The organism is Streptomyces sp. NBC_01216 (assembly GCF_035994945.1).
Classification (GTDB): domain Bacteria; phylum Actinomycetota; class Actinomycetes; order Streptomycetales; family Streptomycetaceae; genus Streptomyces.
In genome coordinates, this window is record NZ_CP108677.1 from 786882 (window position 1) to 809437 (window position 22556).

The following is a 22556-nucleotide window of genomic DNA, read 5'->3' on the forward strand; positions in this document are numbered from 1 at the left end:
GACCTTCGAAAGTGAACATGAACAAGACCCTCCGCCATGCAGCAGTCTTCTTCGGGGTGCTGTTCTTCGCCCTGCTCGGCCGGGCGACCTGGATCCACGCCGTATCCGGCGAGAGCCTGGCCAAGGACCCCAACAACCGCCGGATCCTGATCGAGGCGTTCAGCCGCCCGCGCGGCGACATCATCGTCGCCGGACGCCCCATAACCGGCTCGATATCCACCCCGGGCTCCGACCTGCTGTACAAGCGCACCTACGTCGACGGGCCGATGTACGCGCCTGTCACCGGCTACCTCTCCCAGGCCCAGGGGGCCACCTTTCTTGAAGGTGTCCACCGCGACATCCTCGCGGGCACGGACCTCCGTCTGCAGCGCGGCGTCTTCGACACCTTGATCGGAAAGAAGACCGATGGTGGTGACATCGTCACCACCATCGACCCCGAGGCACAGAAGGCCGCCTACCAGGGGCTCACGGACCTCGGTGCGAAGGGTGCGGTCGTCGCCCTCGACCCCCGCACCGGGAAGATCCTCGCCCTGGCCAGCACCCCGTCCTACGATCCGTCCGTGTTCACCGGGAACTCCATCAAGGAGGGCGAGGAGTTCACCCGCCTCGACCAGGACAAGGACAAGCCGCTCAACAACCGGGCGATCCGCGAGGCGTACCCGTCCGGCTCCACCTTCAAGATCCTCACCGCGGCCGCCGCCCTCGAGCACGGTACGGTCACCGACATCGACACATCCTCCGGCCTGCCCGCCCGCTACACGCTGCCACAGAGCAGCAGCACAATCGGCAACGTCGTACCCGACGCCCAGTGCGACAAGGTGTCGATGAAGACGGCCATGCAGTGGTCCTGCAACAGCGTCTTCCTCGACGCGGCTCTGAAGACAGGCGTGGAGAAGATGCGCGAGACCGCGGAGAAGTTCGGCTTCAACAAGGAGCACTTCACGCCGGTCCGCACCGCGGCCAGCTCCTACCCCGAGCGGCTCGACCGGCCGCAGACCGCCCTGACCGGCATAGGCCAGGGAAGCCTGACCAGCACCCCGATGCAGATGGCCATGGTCGCGGCCGGCATCGCCAACGACGGCAAGGTGATGAAGCCCTATCTGGTCGAACAAATAAACGGGCCTGACCTGTCCGTGCTGGAAAAGACCGAACCCGAGCCCCACGCCCAGGCCGTCTCCGAGGCCACCGCCCGCAAGGTGCAGGACATGATGGAGCACACCGTCCGCGAAGGCACCGCCGGCCAGGCGCAGATACCCGGCGTGACCGTGGGCGGGAAACCGGGAACCGCCGAACACGGCGTCGATGTCCGAGACAATCGCCCCTACGCCTGGTTCGTCTCCTACGCCAAACAGAGCGACGGGACCTCCCCAGTCGCGGTCGCCGTCTTCATCGACCCCAGCGACATGGACATCCCCGAATCCGAGATCGGCGGCGGCCGCCTCGCCGGACCCATCGCCAAAGCCGTCATGAACGCCGTCCTCAAACGGGGCGCGTAGAGAGAACACCCTGTCAGCAGGGCAGTTCGGAATCGCCGTCCCGCGACCCCCGGGGTTTGTGCAGGGCCTGTACGTCGAGGCCCCACCTGCACACGAAGTCGCAGACCTGCAACACCTGGTGCGGCGCACGCCTGGCACACCACGCGCTCGACGCGGTGCCCCCGTGCTGGTGCTTGGAGGTGAGCTTCTGGCCGACGGCGTGGTAAGTGAGGGCTTGGCTGAGCGTCGCCTTGTCGGCGAGGATCTTGTCGAGGTCGGGCCTTCTGAATCTTGGCGAAGGCGTTGTTCGTCGGGGCGAAGACGGTGATGTCCTTCGCGTTGTTGAGGGATTCGACGAGACCGGCCTGCTTGACCGCGGCGACCAGACGGCAGATGCAGCGGACGCCGTGCGACGGGAAGGCAGTATGCGCGGGCGGGATATCAGTGCTCCGGACACGGCACGCCGGCAGTCTGGCCGCAAAAGGTTTCGTCGCTACCGTCGGCGCAGTCCTTCTGCCCGTCGCACACCTGGGCAGCGGGAATGCAGACCCCGTCGCCGCACGCGACGAAGCCGGCCGGGCACGTGTGCTCGTCCGGCGTGACGAGGGGGCCACAGGTGGCCGAGCCGATGACAAGATCGGCGGAACCGTCCAGTGCGCGTGCGTGCAGTGCGTTGACGGTCAAGGCTCCACGGGCGGTCGACTGCTCGTTGACCGTCAGTTCGAACACGGGCGCGGCGGCGGGATACCGGATCACGGTGTTGGGGGCTGGGCTCGAGGGCAGCTCGGTGGTTCCCACCGAGGCCCGGGTGAGCGTGGCGACGCCCTGCGTTCCCGAGTCCCTCTGGGCGCGGCAGGTGACGGAAACCTGCTGGGCGGTGATGCGCCCGATCACCGCGTAGATACTGACGTCAGCAACGGTCGCCTCGGCGCGCTCCATGTCGCTGTCGTAGGAGACAAAGGCTGAGGCAGCCCCGGTGGAAATGCGGTTCGGTCCTCGTCCGATGCGGATTCCCGCGGTCGAGGCGCTGGGGCGGGTACTGGTCGCCAGCGGGGTCGGTTCGACCTGGAGACCCGCCAGCTGGCCGCCTACGCCGTAGGCGCGGAGGGTTTCAGGCACTGCGGTGCCCGCCTCCTGTGCGGCAGCGGTCGGCAGAGCGAGGCCGAAACTCGCCGTCAGGGCCAGCGTCAGTACACATCTGCGCATCTGCGTTCCTCATCTCGGTCTGTACACGGGGCGCAGGCAGTCTCCCCCGCCACCTGAGGCCGCTACCGAAGTACCGCCGGATGGCGGCGCCGAGGACGGGGCAGGTCGCCACGCGGCGAGCAGCGGGGATGAGGACGTGATGGAGCAGGCTGCTTGGCGGCATGGGCGTGATCCGGCCTCCCTGTGTGTCGGCGGCAGCGGGTGACCTGTCCGTCCCGTGGCGGCCGAAGAGGGTCCGCGTGGTGACCAGTGGCCGGCACCAGTGGCCACATCAGAGTTGTGGTCCTGGCGGTCGTCCGGAAGGACATAGTGGCTCAGGGGGCGGCGCCCTCGAACACCGATGCCGGCGAGTGGTCAGCCATCGAAGGGCCCAGACCGGTCCGAGGTCGTGCAGCGCTTGACGACATAGGAGCTGCCGGTGGTAGCGGTGAAGGACTGTGGGAGACCCTAGTCGGCCTCGGCCCAGGCGTGCCGGCCCTGGGGCTGCCAGGCACCGGCCCGCCGCTGGTGCCCGACGCCCAGTGCGACAAGGTCTCGATGAAGACGGCCATGCGGTGGTCCTGCAACAACGTCTTCCTCGACGCGGTGCTGAAGACAGGCAACGCCAAGATGCGTCAGGCCGCCGAGAAGTTCGGCTTCAACCAGGAACACTTCGTGCCCGTGCGCACCGCTGCCGGCACCTACCCCGACCGGCTCGACAGGCCGCAGACCGCGCTCACCGGCAGGGGCCAGAAAAGCCTCACCAGCACCCGATGCAGATGGCCGTGGTTGCCGCAGGCATCGCCAACAACGGCGCCGTGATGAAGCCCCACCTGGTCGAGTAGATCCAGGCACCCGACCTGTCCGTCATCGAGAAGACGAAGCCTGAGGCTCACGGCCAGGCCGTCTCCGAGGACACCGCGAAGAAGGTGTAGGCCATGATGGAACACACCGTGCGGGAAGGTACCGCGAAGCGGAGCCCACATCCCCAGGGTGAGGGGTCGGCGGGAAGCCCGGCACAGCCGAGCACGGCATCGACGTACGCGACGAAAGGCCCTACGCGTGGTTCGTCTCCTACGCCAAGCAGGATGACGGAACCTCCCCCGTTGACGTGGCCGTCTTCGTCGATTCCAAGGACATGAACATCTCCGACGCCGACATCGGAGGCGGCAAGCTCGGCGCACCGGTCGCCAAGGCAGTCATGAACGCCGTACTCAAATAGCCGTCGGCCCATGCCCATCCGCACGGCGGGGGCAGGTGGATGCGCTGCAATTACGGTGTTGTGAGCAGGAGTACTGAGTTCCGGCCACCGAATCCGAATGAGCAGGTGATCGCGGTGTTCATGGCGACGGGGCGGGGCGTGCCGGTGACAATGTCGAGTTTGTGAGGGCCGTCCTGGACCTCGAAGTTGGCGGTGGGCGGGACCTGTTGGTGCTGGAGGGCCAGGACGGTGTAAGCCGCCTCGATGGCTCCCGCAGCGCCGATGGCATGACCGATGATGCTCTTGGGCGCGGTGACCGGGGGCAGGTGGGGGCCGAAGATGTCGGTGAAGGCGGCTGCTTCCGCGGCGTCGTTGTGCCGGGTAGATGTGCCGTGCGCGTTGATGTGCCCGATGTCGCGAGGGCTGCAGCCGCTGTCTTGCAGCGCGATGCGCAGGGCTCGTGCGGCGCCGTCCCCGGTGGGGTGCGGCGCGACGGGGTGGTGGGCGTCCGTGGTGGTGCCACAGCCCCGCAGGAGCGCCTTGATGGGTGCGCATCGCGCCTTGGCCGTAATGTGGCGTTCCAAGACCAGAACGGCTGCGCCTTCTCCTAGGACGAGTCCGTCACGGTCGGCATCGAAGGGGCGGCAGGCCTGGTGGGGCTGGTCGCGGCGCCGGGAGATGGCCCCCATCTGAGCGAAGCAGGCGACAGTCATGGGGGCGAGAGGCGATTCACTGCCGCCGGCAAGGACGATGTCGCAGGCGCCCGCGCGCAGGAGGTCCCGGGCGGTACTCAGAGCGACGGCCCCTGAGGCGCAGGCGGCGGCAGTAGCGAAGGACGGCCCTTTGGCGCCGAGGTCAAGGGCGACTTCTCCTGATGCCGTGTCCGGCAGGCTGCGGGGCAACGCCAGCGGTGACACCCGGGAGGGATGGCCGTCAAGGAGTTGGGAGAACTCGCCGTTGTAGTTCTGCATGCTGTTGGAGGCGGTACCCAGGACGACGCCGACGCGTTCACCATTCCATGTCCGCGAGTCCAGTTGGCTGTCCATGACCGCTGCGCGGGCCGCGATCAGAGCGAAGTGACCGAAGCGATCCAGTCGCCTGGCACGAGAACGGCCGAACAGTGCGGCGGCGTCGAAGGCCGGGACCTGGCAGGAGAAGTCGCTGGGCAGCCCGGACAGACGCGGATCCCGAGTGGCCAGTGACCGCCCCTGGCACAGCGCAGACCAGTTGTCCTGGACGGTGAGTCCGGCCGGCGTGACGAGCCCGATGCCGGTCACCGCGATGGCGTCAGCGCGCATGCCCGGCACCTTGACGTGGGGGGACGAATGGCCGAGCCGAGAGGACGGCGATTGCCTCAAGAAGTCCGCCGCGATGCCGGCAAAGACGGTCGCGGCCCATGCCGGCGTCCGAGCCTGAGCCGTCCCATGCGCGGGGCGTACGGATCAGTTGCCTCGAAGGCTTCATATCTGGCGCGGTGACGCTCAGCGCAGTGGCTCTCATACGGCCGCTCCGTCGGGCTCAGTCGAACCCTGGGCGGAGTGGATGTGTCGGTCGAGGGCAGCGGCGACATCCCCGACGGTCAGAGCCGAGCTGAGGTCTACGCCGAGTTCGGAAAGCGTCACGCCCAGCCTTTGATGGACTACCACCAGCATTTCCATCAGGCCCAAGGAATCCAGCCCGAGGCTTTCGAAGGTGACGTGCGGAGTCAGCATGGTGGTATCGACATCGTCGAAGTGCGTGGACAAGAGGTCGCGGATCGTCTCGAAGCCGTTCGCATACGGGGCCATGGTGACGTTCTTCCAAACAGGGCAGGTGGCAAGAGCCACGGAGGGTGACGGTGGGTGTTAGAGGCGAAGGGCGAGAGCACCGAGGCTGACCCCGCTCGCCATGCCCAGGAGCACCACCGGGTCACCGGGATGCAGACGGCCAGCCTCGACCTCCAAGGCGAGTTGCATGGGCAGGGTGGCGGCTGCGGTGTTTCCGTGGGTTTGGATCGTGGTGGACACCCGTGAGGCAGGAATATCAAGCGATTCCAGGATCCGGTCGGTCCAGCGCTGCGTCGGAAGGTGCATGCAAAATCGGGCGACATCGTCGAATGACATCCCGATAGCAGGCTCCACGACCGTCCTGTCGATGGCAAGGGAGCGACCCGCTCGCATCATGGCTTCCAAGCTGTTGGTCCATTCCCACTCCGGCGCGGAGGGAATAGGGATGACGGTGGCGCCCCAGGCCTTGGACTGCGCGAAGAAGCGCGCGCCGAGGATGCCTGGTTCGGCGGCGGCTTCGATCCACATGGCGGCCCCGGCATCCGACATGGTGTAGCTGACCATGGCGTGTGCGAACTCTCTGGGCGTGGCGACGCACAGTCGTCTGGTCTTCTGCCAGGTCTCACCACAGCACAACAGGATGCGTTCATACGCACCCGTCCGGATCAGCGCATCGGCGACCTCGAGGCCGTTGAGGAAACTGTTGCAGGCGTTCTTCACGTCGAATACCGGGCACTGTGCGCCGAGCTTGGACGCCACAATGTGCGCGGTCGCAGGCTCGAGGACATCCAACGAGGTCGCGGCGAAGATGATGAGATCTGCGTCCTGAATGCTCTGCCCGGTTTCGGCAAGAAGCTTCTGTGTGGCGGCGACCGCAAGGTCTGACGGACACTCATCCGGCGGACTGATGTACCGGTGTTGCACGCCGGTCACACTCTCAATCGATCCAGCAGGAACGGCGAAGCCCGGGCTTTGCCGGGCGATTTCCTCCTCAAGGTCGGTTGTCGAGATCCGCTTCTCGGGAAGATAGGCGGAAACTCCTGCCAGACGGCTGAACCGGGGCGCGTTCACACTGGAAACATATCGGGCTGCATCGCACTCCGTGGGCTTCGCGCGGCGCTCAGATCGTGCGCCCAGACCGGTTCACCCGAACGGACCCCACTCATGTCCATGAGCGGTCCGGCAGAGGCCGGCAACCCGGCTTCCGAAGAACAGCTACCCGGGCGGCAGGACCCGACCCCAAAACACCAGCCTTGCTTGCCTTCCCTACACCTGGGCGAGTGAATCCAGCCGCCAACCGTTGTGTTGGCCGTCGGCACCGCGAACGCCCGCACCAGAGTGCTCCCCGGAAGGGTCCTCAGCAGCGCGTGAACACGGGAGTAGACACCATGGACACCCGCCCGACAACGGCGCCGCCCGAAGGCGCATCCCACGACGTCGCCCGGCGGTTGCTGCAGGCATCTCCACCGCTCGACTCCCAGACTTCCATCACATGGGACACGACCGCCCCGGATGATGCCTGGTACTGCGTGCCCGAGCGCCTGCCGCTCTTCGGAACACCACTGTGGCAGCGCATGAACGACAAGCAGCGCCGGGAGACGTCCCGCCGTGAACTCGCCAGCATGATGGGCTTGGCTCTGTGGTCCGAGCTCCTTTTGATGGAGACCTTCGCCCGGCACCTCACCCGACGCGACCCCAAGGACCCCCGCACCCAATACGCACTGACCGAAATCTCCGAAGAGGCCCGGCACTCCGCCATGTTCAGCAAACTCCTGGACCGGCTCGACTGCCCCGACTACCGCCCCCCAGCGGCACTCCACCGTGCAGCGGCGTGCTTCCTGCCCTCCCGCGACGACCTCACATTCGCCACACCGCTCATCTTCGAAGAAGTCCTCGACCGCTTCCAACGTGAGGCGGCCCGCGACGACCGGGTCCACCCACTCGTCCGCCAGGTATGTCAAATCCACGTCGCCGAAGAAGCCCGGCATATCACCTTCGCGCGTTCCGCCATGCGGGACGCGGTCAGACGCACCTCACCCGCACGCCTTGCCGTTCAACGGCAACGGATGGGTGTGCGCGCCATGGCAGCCACCAGGCTCCTGGTCAACACCCACGTCTATCGCGACATGGGCCTGGACCCACGCGCCGCCCGCAGCCAGGTACGCGCCAACCCGCACTTCCGAGAGACGCTGCTGTGGAGCGGAGCCAAGGTCGTTCCCTTCCTGACAGACATCGGCATGATCACATCGACGGAAAGGCACTGGTGGAGGCACGCCGGGCTTCTCCAGTAGGCCCCGGCCCGGGCCGGCGCGACGCTGCGGACGCCGCCCGAATGCCAGTAGCTGCCGGCTTCGGTCCGCCCCACGCGCAGGATCATGTCAGTGATGCCGGGCGGGCGCAGCGCCGAAATGACTTGACCGGCGAGGACCGCGGCTTGCACACCTGCCGACCATGCCTACGGAACCTGCCGATAAACCTATAGCTCATGTACCGACAGGAGTTGCGCCACACGGCCCAAGCCAGCGTGCTCAATCCCCCGGCTCCGTTTCGGATTGGCAGTGAGCGTCTCTTCGACGTCAGGGAAACTGGAGGATTCAATGCGGACAACCATCCGGAAAGTCACCCTCGCCGCAGGCACCCTACTTGCCCTTTCCGGCCTGGTGACGGCCGCAGCCGCTGAGCCCCTGGCCGCATGCACACCGATCAGTCAGCCGACAGCCCGCGGGGTCTGTCTCCCTCTTGGCAGCCTGGGGAGCCTTGGCTTGGGCATGCTCTTCTCCAGGTCACCCGACTGCGCGTCAGACGAGTTCTGCGTCTTCCCGCCACTGCTACGCAACCCGGAGGTTCCCGCCCTGCGCAACGACTGAGCCGCCGTAGCCACCGGAACCCTTTGCGCGGGCGCCCCGGGTCAGCGGCGTTGCCCTACCACCGGGCGGGTGCCTCCTCCGAGCTGGGCTGCGCTCGTTTCGCAGCGGCTACACCGTGGCTCGTCCGAATGGCCCGTGCCCGGGGCCATCCGGGGGTCTCATCCGTGCCCGGTCCCTGTCCGCCGCCTCGTCACCCTGTCCCGTATGTAGGGTTTCACCCATCGAGGACGGGGGTGCCATGGAGGCGTGGGAAACCGCGTGCGGTACCGGCAAGGTCCAGGTGGCGCGGACACGCGAAGCGTTCGCCTACTGAGCCTTTTCCAACCTGACCGCGATACCGAGCTGTTGGGGGTCAAGGGCTGTACGCAACGACGAAGCTCCTGGTAGACGGGTTCTCGACCAAGATCACCCGTGTCTGCCAGGAGCTTCGCGTGCTTGTCTACCCGTCCTCGATCGATCTGTCCAGCAGCACCCTGCGGCATCTGACGCGACAGCTCACCGCGAGGCGACGGGAGCTCGGTACACGGTGGCGGCGACTGCCCGCCGACCGCCAGGCCCTGCTCGCCCTGGCCCATCTGCGGTGCGGTGACACCTACGCCCAGCTCGCCGCAGGGTTCGGGATCGGTATCGCGACCGTCTACCGGTACATACGTGAGGCGATCGAAGTCCTGTGCGTCCTCGCACCGTCCCTGGACGAGGCGATGGAGAGGGCCCGGACGAAAGCGTTCGTGATCCTGGACGGCACCCTGCTGCCGATCGACCGGATCGCCATCGACACGCCGTACTACTCGGGGAAGCACAAACGGCACGGCATGAATGTGCAGGTCCTCACCGATCCGTTCGGCCGACTGCTCTGGGCCTCGGCCGCTCTGCCAGGCTCCACCCATGACCTGACGGCCGCCCGAAGCCACGGGATCGTCGACGCGCTCGCCGCCGCGGGACTGAAATGCTGGGCGGACAAGGCCTACCAAGGCGCCGGTCGGCACATCCGAGTCCCCTTCCGGGGCCGCCGGCTGAAGCGATGGAAGCGACGTCACAACAGCAGCCACGCCAAGATCCGGTGCGTCGGCGAGCAGGCCATGGCCGTCCTGAAGGGCTGGCGCCTCCTGCGGAAGCTCCGCTGCAGCACCAACCGGATCACCGACATCGTCAAGGCCGTACTCGTCCTTCACCACGCCGCAACATGAGGTTGGAAAAGGCTCACTGAGGACACAGCCATGGACTACCTCGCGTCAGCCCATCCCGAGAGATTCCCCACCGATCCCATCGCGCCGTAGTCCGCTCCTCCTGGCAGCAAGATGCCCAGTTCAAGATGAGCGGCGTTCTGTGGCGCGGACCGCAGGAGGGGGGCAGTTGTGCACTGGGGGGCGGTGGCTGCGGCGGTAGAGGGGCCCGGCCCTCCGGTGTGGTGGAGGGCCGGGCGGCTGTCAGTTCTCCATGCCGAAGTAGCGGCCGAGGTACCTGATGATCTCGGCGCTGTGTGGGAGCAGTTCGGGCAGCTGGGCGGCCAGGGTGTCGCGGGTGGCGGTGGCGAGGGCGGCGCTGCTGGTGGCGGCGGGGCGGACGTACGGCTCCAGGCGCTTGATCAGTTCGTAGTTGCTGTCGATGTTCTCGGCGCGCATTGCCTTCTCCAGCGGCGGCGCTCCGGGCGGCGGGACGGGTGCCAGGACCCGGCTGATGTAGGTGACGCGGTGCAGGATGCGCCAGCACGGGGGTTTCGCGGAGTTCTGGCGGGTCTGGCGCAGTGCGGCGGCGTCGGAGGCATTGCTGCCCGAGAGCCAGGTCGGGTCGACGACCTTGTGGTAGAAGTCGTCGAAGTTGGCGCTGTTCTCGCCGAGGTAGAAGGTGAGGAAGCGGTAGGCGTCGACCTTGCCCGGCACCAGGGCCGGTTTGCCGGCGATGTCGTAGACCAACTTGCCCTCCTTGTCGCGGCGTTGCAGGTCGCCGGAGGGCGCGCACTGGACGTTCAGGCCGAAGGAGCGGGAGGCGTCCTTGCCCTTGGCCCGGGTGGTGCTGAAGCCGCCGCCCACCGAGGCGTCCATCTGGCCCCAGAAGCCAAGGCCGAGGGCGCCGAAGCTGACCCCCATGCTGGCGCCGAACTTGCCGCTGAAGGCGTAGGAGCCGGAAGTGGTCTCGCTGACGGCGTCGGTGGCCTCGGTGGTCTCGGCGAAGAAGCCGCCCTTCGCGGTCCAGACGTAGGTGTTGACCAGGTCCCGGTGCGAGAAGCCGTTGGCGGCGGCGCTGCCGGCGGTGTTGCGGGCGCTCTCTTGCTGCCCGGCGGACATCCCCATCGATTGCAGCACTGCGGTGGCCTGGGTCTCGGCCGGGTCCCGGCGGTGCGGGTCGGTGGAGATCGACTCGTAGAAGGCGTGCAGACGCTGCTGGTCGCGGGTGATCCGGCGCTTGAGCGCGTAGGCGTCGCCCGGTTTGAAGTAGCTGTACTCGCCGTAGTTGGCGGCGGTGGGGTAGTCGGGGTCGAGGACCTTGCCCCGGTCGTCGAAGCCGACCGCGCCGTCCAAGGTGCCCTGCTTGGTGTAGCGGGGGTTCAGGGGGAAGTGGATGACGTTCCAGTCCCGCGGGATGTCGGGGTTGGGCAGCATCCGGTAGGCGACCAGGGCGCCGGTGTGCGCCAGGCGCAGGGCGAAGACGTCGGCGGTCTGGGACTGGACCAGTGCCAGGCCGGTGTTGGCGGGCACGTACCGCCGTCCGATCGCTGCGTTCAGCACCTTGGCGGGGTCCTCGGGGTGGCCGGTCAGCGCCAGGCTGGTCTTGCGGGCGGTGTTCTTGCCCTGGCTGACCCTGGTGTCCTGGCTCCATGTGTTGGCGTACTCCAGGCTGCCGGAGACGCCGAGCTTCAACTGGCCCTCGGCCAGCGGGGTGGCGGTGCCGAAACCCAGCGGCGCCGAGATCGCCATGACGCTGGCGTCGGTCTCCATGCCCAGGGCGAAGCTGAATGCGGCGTTCACGCTGCGGGTCTTGCTGGAGGACAGGCTCTGCACCACCTGGTCGGCCTCGGCGAACTCCACCGAGGAGGCGCCAGCGTAGCCGTCCCCCTTGTCGGTGAGGTTCTCCGAGGGCACCGGCGGGGCGCCCTCGACGTAGCCCATGAGCTGCGGGTCGAACTGGGCCTGGCCGACCCACTCGGTGACCAGGTCGCCCACCTTGTAGCCGGTGACCAGGTGCCAGCGGCCGCCCCGGACGAACCCGTAGCAGCGTTTGAGGACGCCGAGGGCCTCGCCCTTGGCGTCGAACTGGAGGTCCGCGTACTCGGTGGCGCCGGGTGCACCGGCGATGGTGTCGTGGAAGGGGGTGCGGACGTCGGCCAGGGCCGAGCGCACCTGGGCGGTGTCGGTGGACACCGGCGCGGTGGAGAGCAGGATGCGCGGCCGCTTGGCGGAGAAGCCCAGGTCGTTGCCGCGCAGGCCCTCGTCGCGCACCGTGGTGGTGCCGGGCGTAGTGGAGTCCCGGTCGAAGGGCCAGTAGCCGAGCAGGTCCTGCTTGCCCCCGTGCAGGCGGGTGAACAGGTTGTCGGAAATTTGCTCCCGGGTGCGGACGGTACGCCAGATCCGCACCTCCTCCAGAGTTCCGGCCAGCAGCTCGGTGGGCTTGCCGGCGTCCAGGCGTGCGCCCAGGGTGAGCTGGGCCTCGCCCCAGGTGCCGGTGTCCTGCGCGGTGGGCACTCCCTCGGACAGCGGCTCGCCGTTGCGGTACAGCCGCAAGGGACTGGCCGTGGGGTCGGGGTCGCGGGTCCAGCGCGCTCCCCGCAGCTTCGCCGGGAAGGAGCCGGAGGCATCCAGGGTGACGTTGCCGGCGTTCTCGTTGAAGGCCCAGCGGGCCACGAGCCCCTTCTCGCGCGGGGTGACCGGCAGGCCGAGCTGGACGGCCGGCCGCGCGGCGTTCCACAGCCGCACCTCGCCCATCACGCCGCGGAACCCGCGGCCGATCTCCAGCTCGCTGCTGTTGGACTGCGCGCCGGGGCCGCTGTACACGTGGCTGCCGGCCGCAATGCCGTCGAGGTAGAAGTGGATGTCCTGCTCGGGCTGGCTGTTCGCGCTCGCCGCGGTGGTGGCGGTGGCGGCGGTGACCTCGGACTTGCGGCGCTGGCGCACCACGCTGACGCGCTGGAAGGCGCCGGCGGTGACGGCCCGCGCGGAGGTGTACCGGACGGCCTTGCCGTCGGCCTCGGCGAAGGCGAACTCCACCTTGCCGTCCGCCAGCACGCTCAACTGGTACGGGACGCCGTCCCGGCCGCCGTTGACGACGGTGCCCTTGGCGAGCAGGCCCACCGGCGCACCGAGGCGTTCGATCTTGACGAACGCCTCGATGGTGAGGTCCTCCAGGACGTCCAGCGAGTTCTGCGGGGCGACCGACAGGCCCTCGCCACCGTCCAGGCGCACGGCCCAGGACTGGGAGAAGGTGGCGGCGAGATGCGCCCACTCGTTGCAGGGGAAGCGTTCCGCGGAGCGCAGTACCCGGTCGCCGACCCGGGCCACCACCTGGTAGCCCTTGATCGGCGAGGCAGGGGTGCTGGGCCCCTCGAAGGTCCAGTGCCCCAGAAGTCCCGGCTCCCGGCCGGAAAGGCGCTGGTGGCGCTCGGCGGAGATCTCCTGCTGGGTGCGTACCCGGCCGAAGACGCGGACCTCGTCGATCTGGCCGTCGAGGTAGGTGCCGGTGAAGGGCTGGTGGCCAAGGATCAGCTGCCCGTTGCCGGTGTAGGGCCCTGCGGAGGTGCCGCGGGCGACCTCCGTGCCGTCCCGGTAGAGGACCAGCTCACGGGTGGCGTGCTTGTACACCGCGGCCCAGTGGTGCCACTCCAGGTCAGGGTAGGGCTGAGCGGTCGTCACGGCGTCGCCGTACAGGGCGAACATGAAGGTGTCGTTGGGCTCGAAGCACAGGTGCAGGGTCTGGTTGGCTCGGCCGTCCATGGCACCGTGGGTCAGCAGCGGCTCCCGGCGGCCCCGGGACTGATTGCGCTTGGCCCACAGCTCGATGGTGAAGTCGCGGTTGGACAGGTCGAGGGAGCCGGTCAGCTCCATCTTGGTTTCGGCGATGAACTGCTTGACGGGCAGCCCGACGGGGGCCAGTGCCAGGGAGTAGGCGGACTCGTCCGTCTTGGCGTGGATGATCCGGCCCTGCCCGGCGTCGGGGTGGACCCAGGCTTCCAGGGTCACGTCGCCGGTCGGGGTGACGCTGGGCAGTTTGGCGGCGGGCAGCGTCAGGTACTGGTCCTTGCCGTCGAGCAGGAAGGCCCGGCCGGGCATCTCGGCGCGCCAGCGGCAGCCGCGGCCGGTGATGCTCGCCCTGGCGGTGCCGTTGGGCACGGAGTCGACGCCGCCCGTGGTCAGGGAGATCAGCCGGGAGCCGGTCGAGAGCAGGACCCCGGGGCGGGTGGACTCGGCCCGGGCCCAGTCGTAGCCCACCAGGCTGACCTTGTCGCCGGGCTTGATCGCGGTGCCCGCCGTCGAGAGGGTGAGCGTCTTGGAACCGGTGGGGGTGTCCGCGTCCACCGCGTACCCGGCGCTGCCGATCATGAGGTGGGCCTTGGCCAAGAGCGGGGCGGGGGTGGCCGCGGTGAGCTCCACGGTGCTGCCGCTCACGCGGGCGACCGCGCCCACCGTCACCGGCCGGCCGGGGCTCCCGGCCAGCGCGGCCACCATCTGGTCGGCCTTGCGGGGCAGGGACTTCCAGGTCTCGGTGTCGGTGCCGACGGTGACGGTCAGGTCGCAGCGGCCCGGGGCGTCGCCGTTGCTGACCTTGATGGTGGCGCCGTCCAGGGTGATGCCCGGGTCGCGGGCACCGAAGGTGAGCACGCCGCCGTCCCCGGCCAGCGTCTGGGCGCCGCGGACGACGGCGGTGTCGTAGTACACGGCGAAGAACTGGTCGTCGGACCCGCGGAAGTACAGCACGACGTTGCCGGTGCCGCTGTCCAGCAGTGCGGGCCGGTCGGTGCCGCGGGCGAATTCGAGCAGGGCGCCGGACAGGCTCAGACCGGTGCTGTCCACCGCGAGCAGCGGCATCGCCACCGTCAGGTCGTCGTCGCCCTGAAGAGCGCCCGACAGGCGGGCCAGCCGGTCCTGGGCGTCCTGCAGTTCCGCCTGCTTGGCGGTCAGCGTGAGCCTGTGTTCGGCGACGCGCTGCTGGGCGGTCTTCGCCTCCTGGAGCAGGGCGCGGGCGGCGTCCATCTTCTCCTTGGCCGCGAGGTACAGCACGTCCAGGCCCGAGTGCATGGACAGGCGCGTCAGGCGGAACAGGCCCGACTCCGCCTTGAGGTGTTCGCTCGACTGAACCGGGAGGACGTCTTCGGCGGTGGAGGGGAGGCCGATCGCGAGGCGGCTCCGGCGGTTGACGATGCGAACGTACTCACCCTCGAAAACCAGCTGGAATTGCTCGGACGGGTTGCTCCACTCGCGGGAGAGAGCCGTGACCAACCGGGCCTTCTCCGCAGTGGAGTTGCCTGCCACGCGCAGGTTCGCGTTGCGATCGTGGGAGACCAGGAGGTAGCAGGGCCGACCGTCCTGAGTATCGCTGACGGCCTCCACCCGCCAGGTCATCCACTGGCCGGTCGTGCTGGCAGGGACGAGAATCACCCCGGACTCGTTCGACGGGGAATTGACGGCGTAGAGCCGCTGCGCTGTCGTGTCCTTCAGCTGGCGCGGAGTCTTGAGCTCCACGTGGTGAATCCAGGAAGTGACCAGGTCCTTCTCATCGAAGTAGCGTCGCTCCAGGTCGTCGAAACTTGCCTTCAGCCGGTCGTGTTCCGCCTGCCGCTCGGCCACCTTGCCCGCCGTGGCGTCCAGCCGGGCGATCTCCGGCGGCAGGGCCGCGACCTCCGGCTCCAGCCGCCTGATCACCTGCTGGAGGGCGCTTACCTGTTCCGAGTCCTGGCCCTTCGTCGGCCGCTTGAGCAGCGCCGGGTCCAGTACGTCCGGCACCTGGGCCAGCCGGCCGTCGCGGCCGACCGCGAAGTCAAGGCTCGCCAGGCACGGGTTCTGGCCGTACTTGGCGGCGAACGCCAGCAGCACCCGGGCCTGCCGCTTGGCGGGCTTGGGGTCGGGGCGGTACCCGGCGACGACGTTCTCCTGCTGGTGGTAGAGCACCGCCGACATGCCGGACACCACCGAGCGCCCCTTGAGCGCGAAGCTGTCACGCCGCACCCCGGGGTGGTCACCGACCGGTGCGTCCGAGCCGGTCCACTGCGCATCGGCGCTGAGCGTGCCGTGTAGGGCGTTGTCCGTCTGGTCGTAGGCGGTGGTGCCCGTGCCCTCGTCGAAGCGGTAGTAGGCCACCAGGCCCGGCTCGTTGCCGATCAGCCGGTAGTTCATGTCCTCGGTGAGCTCGGCCGCCGAGCGCGCCCGGTTCCAGATCCGGACCTCGTCGACGTCACCCTTGAAGTAGCCGATCGTCCGGCCCTGGTGGACCTTCTTGCCGATCAGCGCGACTGAGCCGGCGTCATCGACGAACGGCATGTCCCCGCTGCCGGACAGCCGGCCGTTGACGTACACCCGCGCGGTCTTGCCGTCGAAGGTGCCGGCGATGTGGCTGTACACGCCCTTCTCGATCTTGTCGCTGGAGCTGATCAGCCACGGGCCGGCGTTGTGGGCCAGGTACACCGTGCCGTCAGGACTCAGGGCGAGCTGGTACGCCGAACCCCTGGCCAGCACGGGGCCGTTGAGCTCCTCGGGCTTGACCCACGCCTCGATCGAGTACGGCTTCCCGCCGAACCGCAGCGCCGCCCGATCGCCCAGATCGACGTAGGGGTCGGTGCCGGCCAGCCGCACCGCGGTCTCCGCGTAGCCGTCGGTGCCCGTCACGGGCACCAAATCGCGCCCGGTGAACGGGCAGGTCCCGGGGCTGCGCTCGAACACCGCGTCCCGGTAGAGCGGGTCCGGACTGGTGTAGAAGCGGGTGCCCTGGGTGTTGAACAGGCCCTGCGCACCCTGCTCGACGTTGAAGGAGTCGATCCGCCCGGTGGCGTCGTTGTGCGCGAACAGCTGCCATCGCTGCGCACCGCTGATCGCGGTCGGCACGAGCACCGCGGCGAACCGGCCCTGGGTCAGGTTCCGGACGAACGACAGCTCTTGGGTCGGCTCGTAGAACGGGCGGTCCTCCATGTCCTCGGTGCCCAGGCTGTCCTTGGCGGACTCCGGAAGCGTGGCGTGCCGGCTGCGCTTGTAGCGCACCTCCAGGACCGGCTTGAGCTTGCCGTCCACCAGCAGGAACCGGTCGCACAGCAGGGTGTCGCACACCAGCGGCACCTTCTTCGTGCCGCTGAGCACGTAGTCGGTGCGGGACGCGTCCGCTGAGCTGCCGCCGCTGAGCAGCTTGAACACCGTGCCGGGGTGGGTCTCGTTGATCGACTGCCGCAGGACCACCACGTACGTGCCGTCGGATATCACATGGAACGGGGCGTCCGCGGTCAGCCGCGCGGTGGTGGACAGGAAGGAGTCCGTCTCCACGGCCGTCGGCCGCTCAGTGGCGGCCGCCTCGGCCCCGCCCCGCTTGACCGTCGGCATCGCCGTCGCACCGACGACGGCGTACCCCACCTCGGCCAGTTCCCGCGGGAAGGGCAGTTCGGCCGGGTTCTCGCTCCAGTACGCGGCATCCGCTTCCCCCTTGGTCGAGGGTCCGGACAGGTCCAGCACGGAGTAGACGATCCGAAGGGACGCGTCCATCGCGAACGCGATGGTCGTGCCCTGATGCCGCGTCATGGTCACGTGCCGGTACGACCGGTCCCCGTACACCTTGAGCAAGGAATCCTGAGATGCCACCGTTCCCCTCCCACGAGCATGAACGCCGGGCCTCCGGTTCCCCCTGCGGTCCGGAGCGGCGATGGACTTGCGATGCAGCCCTCGGGATGCGCCGGTCAGTTTGACATGTGTGGCTTCGATGGAGAGACAGTTGCGAAATTGTCAATGATATATGACTTGATGATGCATCAGATGGCTGGACTTCGACGCCCCCCACCCTGGCTGGACAGTGCCGCCCCAGCCCACTCCGGGCCCAGCCGAACGCCCACCCGGCCGCCCGGCGAGGTCACCTGTGACCAGGAACCGGGGGCCCAACTGACTCTCCTCCGAGAAACCGGGTGTTCTCTACCATCAGGCGTTGAACGACGTTGCGCAGCGCCGACAGGTCCGCTTCTCCTCTTCGAGCGGCAGCCAGGGCCTGGTCTCATTCCCCGCGCAAGACCTCGACCTCGGGGTTCACGTCCAGGGTCGCCACCTGCTCGCCCCGCGCGCAAGGTATCCCCTTCCTTCCGCAGGCGAGGAGCCCGGCCACAATGCGGTTGGTCGACAGAAGGTGCGCCGCCTGCTGTGACCGTGCTCGAACTCCTCGCCTCCGGCCCACGCGAACCCGTCGCGAGACACCCGGAAGCAGCGGTGGCACCCGAACTCTTCTGCTTAGCCAGCGAACCCACGCGTCAGCGGAAACAATTGGCGAGATGTCCCCCGGGTTCCCGCAGCTTCCCCTTCGAGATTCTGTAAACCCGTCGGTTTCTCGGCTCCGGCGGCTACAACGCGGAGCTCCTGGCCCACATCGTTGGGGAACGCGGCCGGGTGGTGACCGTGGACGTCGACCCGTACGTGGTGCACCGCACTCGGAGGCTGTGCGCGGAGGCCGGCAGCGGCCGGGTCACCGCCGTCCGCGGCGACGGCGGCCTCGGCGCGCCAGACCACGTGCCGGCCGGCGGGTTCGACGGGATGATGATCACGCACAACGCGTCCGACATCGCACCAGCATGGCGGGAGCAGCTCGCCGAGGGGGCCCGGCTGGTCGTGCCCCTCGAGATGGGCGGCTACACCCGCTCCCTCACCCTGGTCCGACGCGGCGACGTGCTGCACTGCGAGCACTGGACGTACTGCGGGTTCGTACGCGACCGCGGCGCCGCCGCCCGTACCGCCCCGGCCGTGCGGCTGGCCGACGGCGACGTCACGCTGCGCTGGGAGGACGGGACGCCCGGCGACACCGCTGGCCTCGACGAGGCGCTGCGCGGGCCCCGGCACGAGCTCTCCACGGGTCTCATCGTCCGGGGAATCTTCAACTTCGAGACGTTGCAGGTCTATGCCGCGACCACGCTGCCGGGCTTCTGCCGCCTGACCGCGCCGAAAGGGTCCGCGCTCGTGGCGCAGCAGGACGCGGCTGCGATCCTGGCGAACGGCTCGCTCGCCTACCTGACCTACCGGCAGGTTAAGGAAGCCCCGGAGCCGGCCGACCGCATCACGGAGTTCTTCATCCACGCCTACGGCCCAGCTGCCGAAGAGGTGGCGGAGCGCTTCGCCGAGTGCGTCCGCGTCTGGGACCGCGAGGTGCGCGAGAGCGGCTATCCGCCGATGACCGTCCACCCGGCCACAACACCCGACGACCAGCTGCCGCCCGGCGATGTACTCGACAAGCCCAGCGCACGGCTCGTCTTCCAGTGGCCGGGCCGAACCCCCGCTGACGTACTGAGCCTCTCGGCTGCTGGCGGACAGCGTGCCTGACTCCCACGAACCGGTCCCCGCGAAGGCGGCGTCCTCCGCCTTGCCGTCCCTGCTCGGCGTGTTCGCCCATCCCGACGACGAAAGCCTCCTCGCCGGCGGCGTCCTCGCCCAGCACGCCGCCGCGCACGCGCGCACCGCCGTCGTCACCATGACCTGGGCGCCCGATAGCCTGCGGGCTCCCGAACTCGCCGACGCCTTGCGAGCGCTCGGCGCGGGCGCACCGCGCATGCTCGGATACGGCGATGCCCGCAACGAACGGGCGGCCCCTGGCCGTCCCCGGCTCGTCGACGCACCGCTCGACGAGGTGGTCGCCGCCCTGGTCCAGCACATCCGCTCGTTCCGCCCCGACATCATGGTCACGCACGACGCCCTGGGCCAGCTGACCGGCCACCCGGACCACCGCCGTACCCACCAAGCCGCTCTCCTCGCCGCTCAGGACGCGGGGCTCGCACATCTTCACCCCGAGGCCGGTGAGCCCTGGCAACCGCGCGCCGTGTACTGCGCCACGCACCCCGAGTCTGGCGTCGGAGAGCTCGGACCACTGCTGGAAGCCGTTGGCAAAGCCGTGCTCGCGGTCCCGGACGCCTACGCCACCACCGCCGTCGACGTCACTCCGTACCTGGCGCAGAAGTGGCAGGCGATCCTCGCACACCGCGGGGAGGTCGCCCGCGAACGGCCGCTACCCGGGATCCTCGCCCGCCTGCCGGGGGAGATCCGGAGCAAGGTCATGGCGACTGAGTACTTCACCCGCCTCACCCCCGGTCCCACACAGGGCGACCCGACCCAGCTGAGCATCTGACACCCCGGCTACTTGCCGACCACGCCTTCACCGCCCACGAGCAAGCACTCACCGATCGGAGAACGATGGCCACCACTTCTGCACCCGAGGAACGTCCCCGTGGGATCAGGACATTGCGGCTGGCGGTCGCGCAAAGCACGGTGCCGGAGGACCCCACTGATCAAGGAGCACTACGGGCCGCCGGGCAGGAGATCCGGGCCCTGATGGTCGAGGCCTCCGAGGCGGGTGCGCGGCTGGTGCAGTTCCCCGAGGGGGCGATCACCTACCCGAGCAAGCACGTGATGGCGGCAGGCCCGACCGGTGAGCTGTTGCCGGCTGACTGGAGCCGTGCCGCATGGGATGTGATGCGCGAGGAAGCGGAGTCGATCACCGCGCTGGCGGGAAGGCTCGGCCTATGGACGGTGTTCGGATCGCTCCACCCGCTCACACCGCCGAACCGACCGCACAACAGCCTCTCTGCGCCACGAGGCGCAGTGCCGTATCGCCCGCGCAGCGGGCAGAGATTGGAGGAATGTCTCTGGATCTGATGGCTTACCCAAGATCCGAAAGGTGAAGGGAACAGCAGCATGCCAGGAAACCGGCGACCGTGCCCAGGCGTATGGGGCGGTGCGTCGGGAGATCCGCGTGATATGGCGAAAGCTGAATTGCCTGAATCCCAGTTCCAGAAGGTGTAAATGTTGTCACCCGCCGGAAAGACGCCTGAAACCGGCGCCGGCCCCTACGGCAGGATGTAAAGGCTTCTGTTGCAATTCTCCGGGGCGCGGGAGCGATGCCCAGTCAGGGCATTTAAGGAAACGAACGGGACGCCTAAGTCACGCTAGAACGTACGGCACTGACGAACGTGGGATCGCCTAAGGGACGCGAGTCCTATGGCGACAGAGTGCCCGTAGTAGTCGCAGGGGTAACGTCCTGCCAATCTGGAGACCGGGAGAGCCGGATCACAGGGCGAAGGGGCACAGGTGATGGACAAAATGGAACCGCGAGGTATGCGAAATGCAAGACGCCGAAACGGTGCTTTCTGTCCTCCGCGAACGCGGCAAGAAGGGCTTGTCGTGCAGTGAGCTCTACAGGCAGATGTTCAACAAGGATCTGTACTTGCTGGCCTATGGTGGCATCTACTCAAACAAGGGTGCGATGACTCCGGGAGTCAGTGAAGAAACCGCTGATGGCATGTCCGAAGGGAAGATCGACCAGATCATCGAAGCAATGCGCGGCGAGCGATATCAGTTTTCTCCGGCCCGCCGTGTATACATCCCGAAGAAAAACGGGCGGCTTCGTCCCCTTGGCTTGCCTTCATGGGGAGATAAGCTTGTCGGTGAAGCGGTACGTCTTCTATTGGAAGCGTTCTACGAGCCGCAGTTCTCTCCCCGATCGCACGGTTTTCGGAAGGGGCGCGGGTGTCACACCGCGCTTGGCGAGGTGCAACGCACCTGGTCCGGAACCGTGTGGTTCATCGAAGGTGACATCTCCGACTGCTTCGGGTCAGTTGACCACGAAATCCTTCTCGGGATACTGGCGGAGAAGATCCACGATAACCGATTTCTCCGGCTCGTCCGTAACATGCTCAAAGCCGGGTACATGGAGGAATGGGTATACCAAGAAACGCTGAGCGGTACTCCGCAAGGCGGCGTTCTCTCCCCCCTGTTAAGTAACATCTACCTCGACAAGCTCGACGCATTCATAGAGGGGACTCTTATCCCCGAATACACACGGGGAAACCGCCGAAAGGGCAACACTGAGTACTTCAGGTTGAAAAGTCGGCGGCTTCGTGCGGTGCAACGCGGCGACCGGGTGCAAGCCCGAGAACTGCAAAAGCAGACGCAGCGCATCCCGGCAACGGACCCGATGGACCCTGGCTATCGAAGGCTGACCTATGTACGGTACGCCGACGATCACTTGCTGGGCTTCATAGGGCCGAAGGCTGAGGCTGAGGAGATTAAGGAGAGACTGGCACAGTTCCTTCGGGAGACCCTCGGGCTGGAACTGAACCAGGACAAGACCCTGATCACACACGCTCGCACACGTGCGGCGCGGTTCCTCGGCTACAACGTCATCGTCCAGCACGACAACACGAAACTCTCTCGGGGCCGCCGTTCGGTCAACGGGACAATCGCGTTGCGCGTGCCAACGGATGTGATCAAAGCCAAGTGCGCCCCTTACCGGAAACACGGAAAGCCGTGGCACCGGGGAGAGCTCCAGAATCTGGACGACTACGAAATCGTGCGGATCTACGGGGCTGAATACCGGGGCGTCGTGAACTACTATTTGCTCGCCCAGAATGTGTCACAACTCGGCATGTTGTGCTGGAACGCCCAGACATCAATGCTGAAAACACTGGCCGCCAAGCACCGCTCAACCGTCAGGAAAATGTCAGCCCGCTATCGGGTCAAGACTGAAACCAAAGACGGGCTGCGGATCTGCTACGAGGCCAGAAAGACACGCCCGGACAAGCCAGATCTAGTGTCACGATTCGGTGGAATACCTCTCAAACATGACAGGCGTGCGAACGTCCACGACCCGGCTCCGGTCCACGTTCGCCCTCCGCCCAAGGAGTTGATCCACAGACTCCGAGAGCGGCGATGCGAACTGTGCGAGCAAGGTGCGACGGTGGCAGTCCACCAGGTCGCCAAGCTCGCGGATCTGGGGACACGGGGGCCGGACCAGCCCGCATGGGCAGCCCTGATGGCCAGGAAGCGGCGCAAGACGCTCGTTGTCTGCCACGGATGTCACCAGCACATCCACGCCTCCTCAGCAGCGAACGCGGCATAGTCACGGGAGAGCC

Annotated in this window: 13 protein-coding genes and 2 pseudogenes; 9 read left to right on the plus strand and 6 right to left on the minus strand. The window is 67.7% G+C overall.

The genetic code is table 11. The features are described 5' to 3' along the window. The first annotated feature begins 17 nt into the window (after positions 1-17). Entirely contained in the window at positions 18-1496 is a 1479-nt protein-coding gene (locus tag OG393_RS03445; RefSeq protein WP_327373059.1) for a peptidoglycan D,D-transpeptidase FtsI family protein, read from the plus strand. A gap of 154 nt (positions 1497-1650) precedes the next feature. Here OG393_RS03445 and OG393_RS03450 read toward each other — a convergent pair. After that, positions 1651-1861 (minus strand): annotated as a pseudogene (locus OG393_RS03450) (fasciclin domain-containing protein); the annotation flags it as partial. A gap of 55 nt (positions 1862-1916) precedes the next feature. After that, positions 1917-2681: an LDL receptor domain-containing protein gene (locus OG393_RS03455; RefSeq protein ID WP_327373060.1), complete on the minus strand. Its 765-nt coding sequence runs from the start codon at positions 2679-2681 to the stop codon at positions 1917-1919. Between the two features lie 468 nt (positions 2682-3149). Between OG393_RS03455 and OG393_RS03460 the strand changes: the two genes are divergently transcribed. Beyond that, a complete protein-coding gene (locus OG393_RS03460; protein ID WP_327373061.1) occupies positions 3150-3482 on the plus strand; it encodes a penicillin-binding transpeptidase domain-containing protein in 333 nt (110 codons plus the stop codon). Positions 3483-3932: 450 nt separating this feature from the next. Here the strand turns inward: OG393_RS03460 and OG393_RS03465 are convergent, their stop codons facing one another. The 3 genes from OG393_RS03465 to OG393_RS03475 all read right to left on the minus strand — a co-directional run bounded on the left by OG393_RS03465 (position 3933) and on the right by OG393_RS03475 (position 6698). Next, positions 3933-5159: a beta-ketoacyl-[acyl-carrier-protein] synthase family protein gene (locus tag OG393_RS03465; protein WP_327373062.1), complete on the minus strand. Its 1227-nt coding sequence runs from the start codon at positions 5157-5159 to the stop codon at positions 3933-3935. A gap of 198 nt (positions 5160-5357) precedes the next feature. Continuing rightward, positions 5358-5687: an acyl carrier protein gene (locus OG393_RS03470; RefSeq protein ID WP_327373063.1), complete on the minus strand. Its 330-nt coding sequence runs from the start codon at positions 5685-5687 to the stop codon at positions 5358-5360. An 18-nt stretch (positions 5688-5705) separates the two neighbouring features. Beyond that, positions 5706-6698 carry a 3-oxoacyl-ACP synthase III family protein gene (locus OG393_RS03475; RefSeq protein WP_327373064.1) on the minus strand — a complete coding sequence of 331 codons (993 nt, stop codon included), beginning with the start codon at positions 6696-6698 and terminating at the stop codon, positions 5706-5708. Between the two features lie 296 nt (positions 6699-6994). Between OG393_RS03475 and OG393_RS03480 the strand changes: the two genes are divergently transcribed. Then, positions 6995-7918 (plus strand): AurF N-oxygenase family protein, encoded by a 924-nt coding sequence (locus OG393_RS03480; protein ID WP_327373065.1) that lies wholly within the window; start codon positions 6995-6997, stop codon positions 7916-7918. Between the two features lie 1007 nt (positions 7919-8925). After that, positions 8926-9681 carry a transposase family protein gene (locus OG393_RS03485; RefSeq protein WP_327373066.1) on the plus strand — a complete coding sequence of 252 codons (756 nt, stop codon included), beginning with the start codon at positions 8926-8928 and terminating at the stop codon, positions 9679-9681. 240 nt (positions 9682-9921) lie between these two features. Here OG393_RS03485 and OG393_RS03490 read toward each other — a convergent pair whose 3' ends face one another. Next, a complete protein-coding gene (locus tag OG393_RS03490) occupies positions 9922-17262 on the minus strand; it encodes a LamG domain-containing protein (RefSeq protein WP_327373067.1) in 7341 nt (2446 codons plus the stop codon). A gap of 337 nt (positions 17263-17599) precedes the next feature. Here OG393_RS03490 and OG393_RS03495 point away from each other — a divergent pair, with 337 nt between their 5' ends. From OG393_RS03495 to OG393_RS03515, 5 genes and pseudogenes are all read left to right on the plus strand, one after another. Next, the gene (locus OG393_RS03495) at positions 17600-17812 is read left to right on the plus strand and encodes a hypothetical protein (RefSeq protein ID WP_327373068.1); all 213 of its coding nucleotides are present in this window, start codon (positions 17600-17602) and stop codon (positions 17810-17812) included. A gap of 194 nt (positions 17813-18006) precedes the next feature. After that, positions 18007-18975: pseudogene (locus OG393_RS03500) on the plus strand (methyltransferase, FxLD system); the annotation flags it as partial. Continuing rightward, entirely contained in the window at positions 18968-19774 is an 807-nt protein-coding gene (locus tag OG393_RS03505) for a PIG-L deacetylase family protein (protein WP_327373069.1), read from the plus strand. The pseudogene OG393_RS03500 and the gene OG393_RS03505, both read left to right, overlap by 8 nt. A 65-nt stretch (positions 19775-19839) precedes the next feature. After that, entirely contained in the window at positions 19840-20301 is a 462-nt protein-coding gene (locus tag OG393_RS03510) for a hypothetical protein (protein WP_327373070.1), read from the plus strand. 466 nt (positions 20302-20767) lie between these two features. Next, positions 20768-22543 carry a reverse transcriptase/maturase family protein gene (locus tag OG393_RS03515; protein WP_327373071.1) on the plus strand — a complete coding sequence of 592 codons (1776 nt, stop codon included), beginning with the start codon at positions 20768-20770 and terminating at the stop codon, positions 22541-22543. The last annotated feature ends 13 nt before the right edge of the window (positions 22544-22556 follow it).

Excerpts from the sequence above, each read along its gene's own strand:
- OG393_RS03445 (WP_327373059.1), top strand. The coding sequence starts at position 18 with ATGAACAAGACCCTCCGCCATGCAGCAGTCTTCTTCGGGGTGCTGTTC.
- OG393_RS03455 (WP_327373060.1), bottom strand. The coding sequence starts at position 2,681 with ATGCGCAGATGTGTACTGACGCTGGCCCTGACGGCGAGTTTCGGCCTC.
- OG393_RS03465 (WP_327373062.1), bottom strand. The coding sequence starts at position 5,159 with ATGCGCGCTGACGCCATCGCGGTGACCGGCATCGGGCTCGTCACGCCG.
- OG393_RS03510 (WP_327373070.1), top strand. The coding sequence starts at position 19,840 with ATGGCCACCACTTCTGCACCCGAGGAACGTCCCCGTGGGATCAGGACA.
- OG393_RS03515 (WP_327373071.1), top strand. The coding sequence starts at position 20,768 with ATGCAAGACGCCGAAACGGTGCTTTCTGTCCTCCGCGAACGCGGCAAG.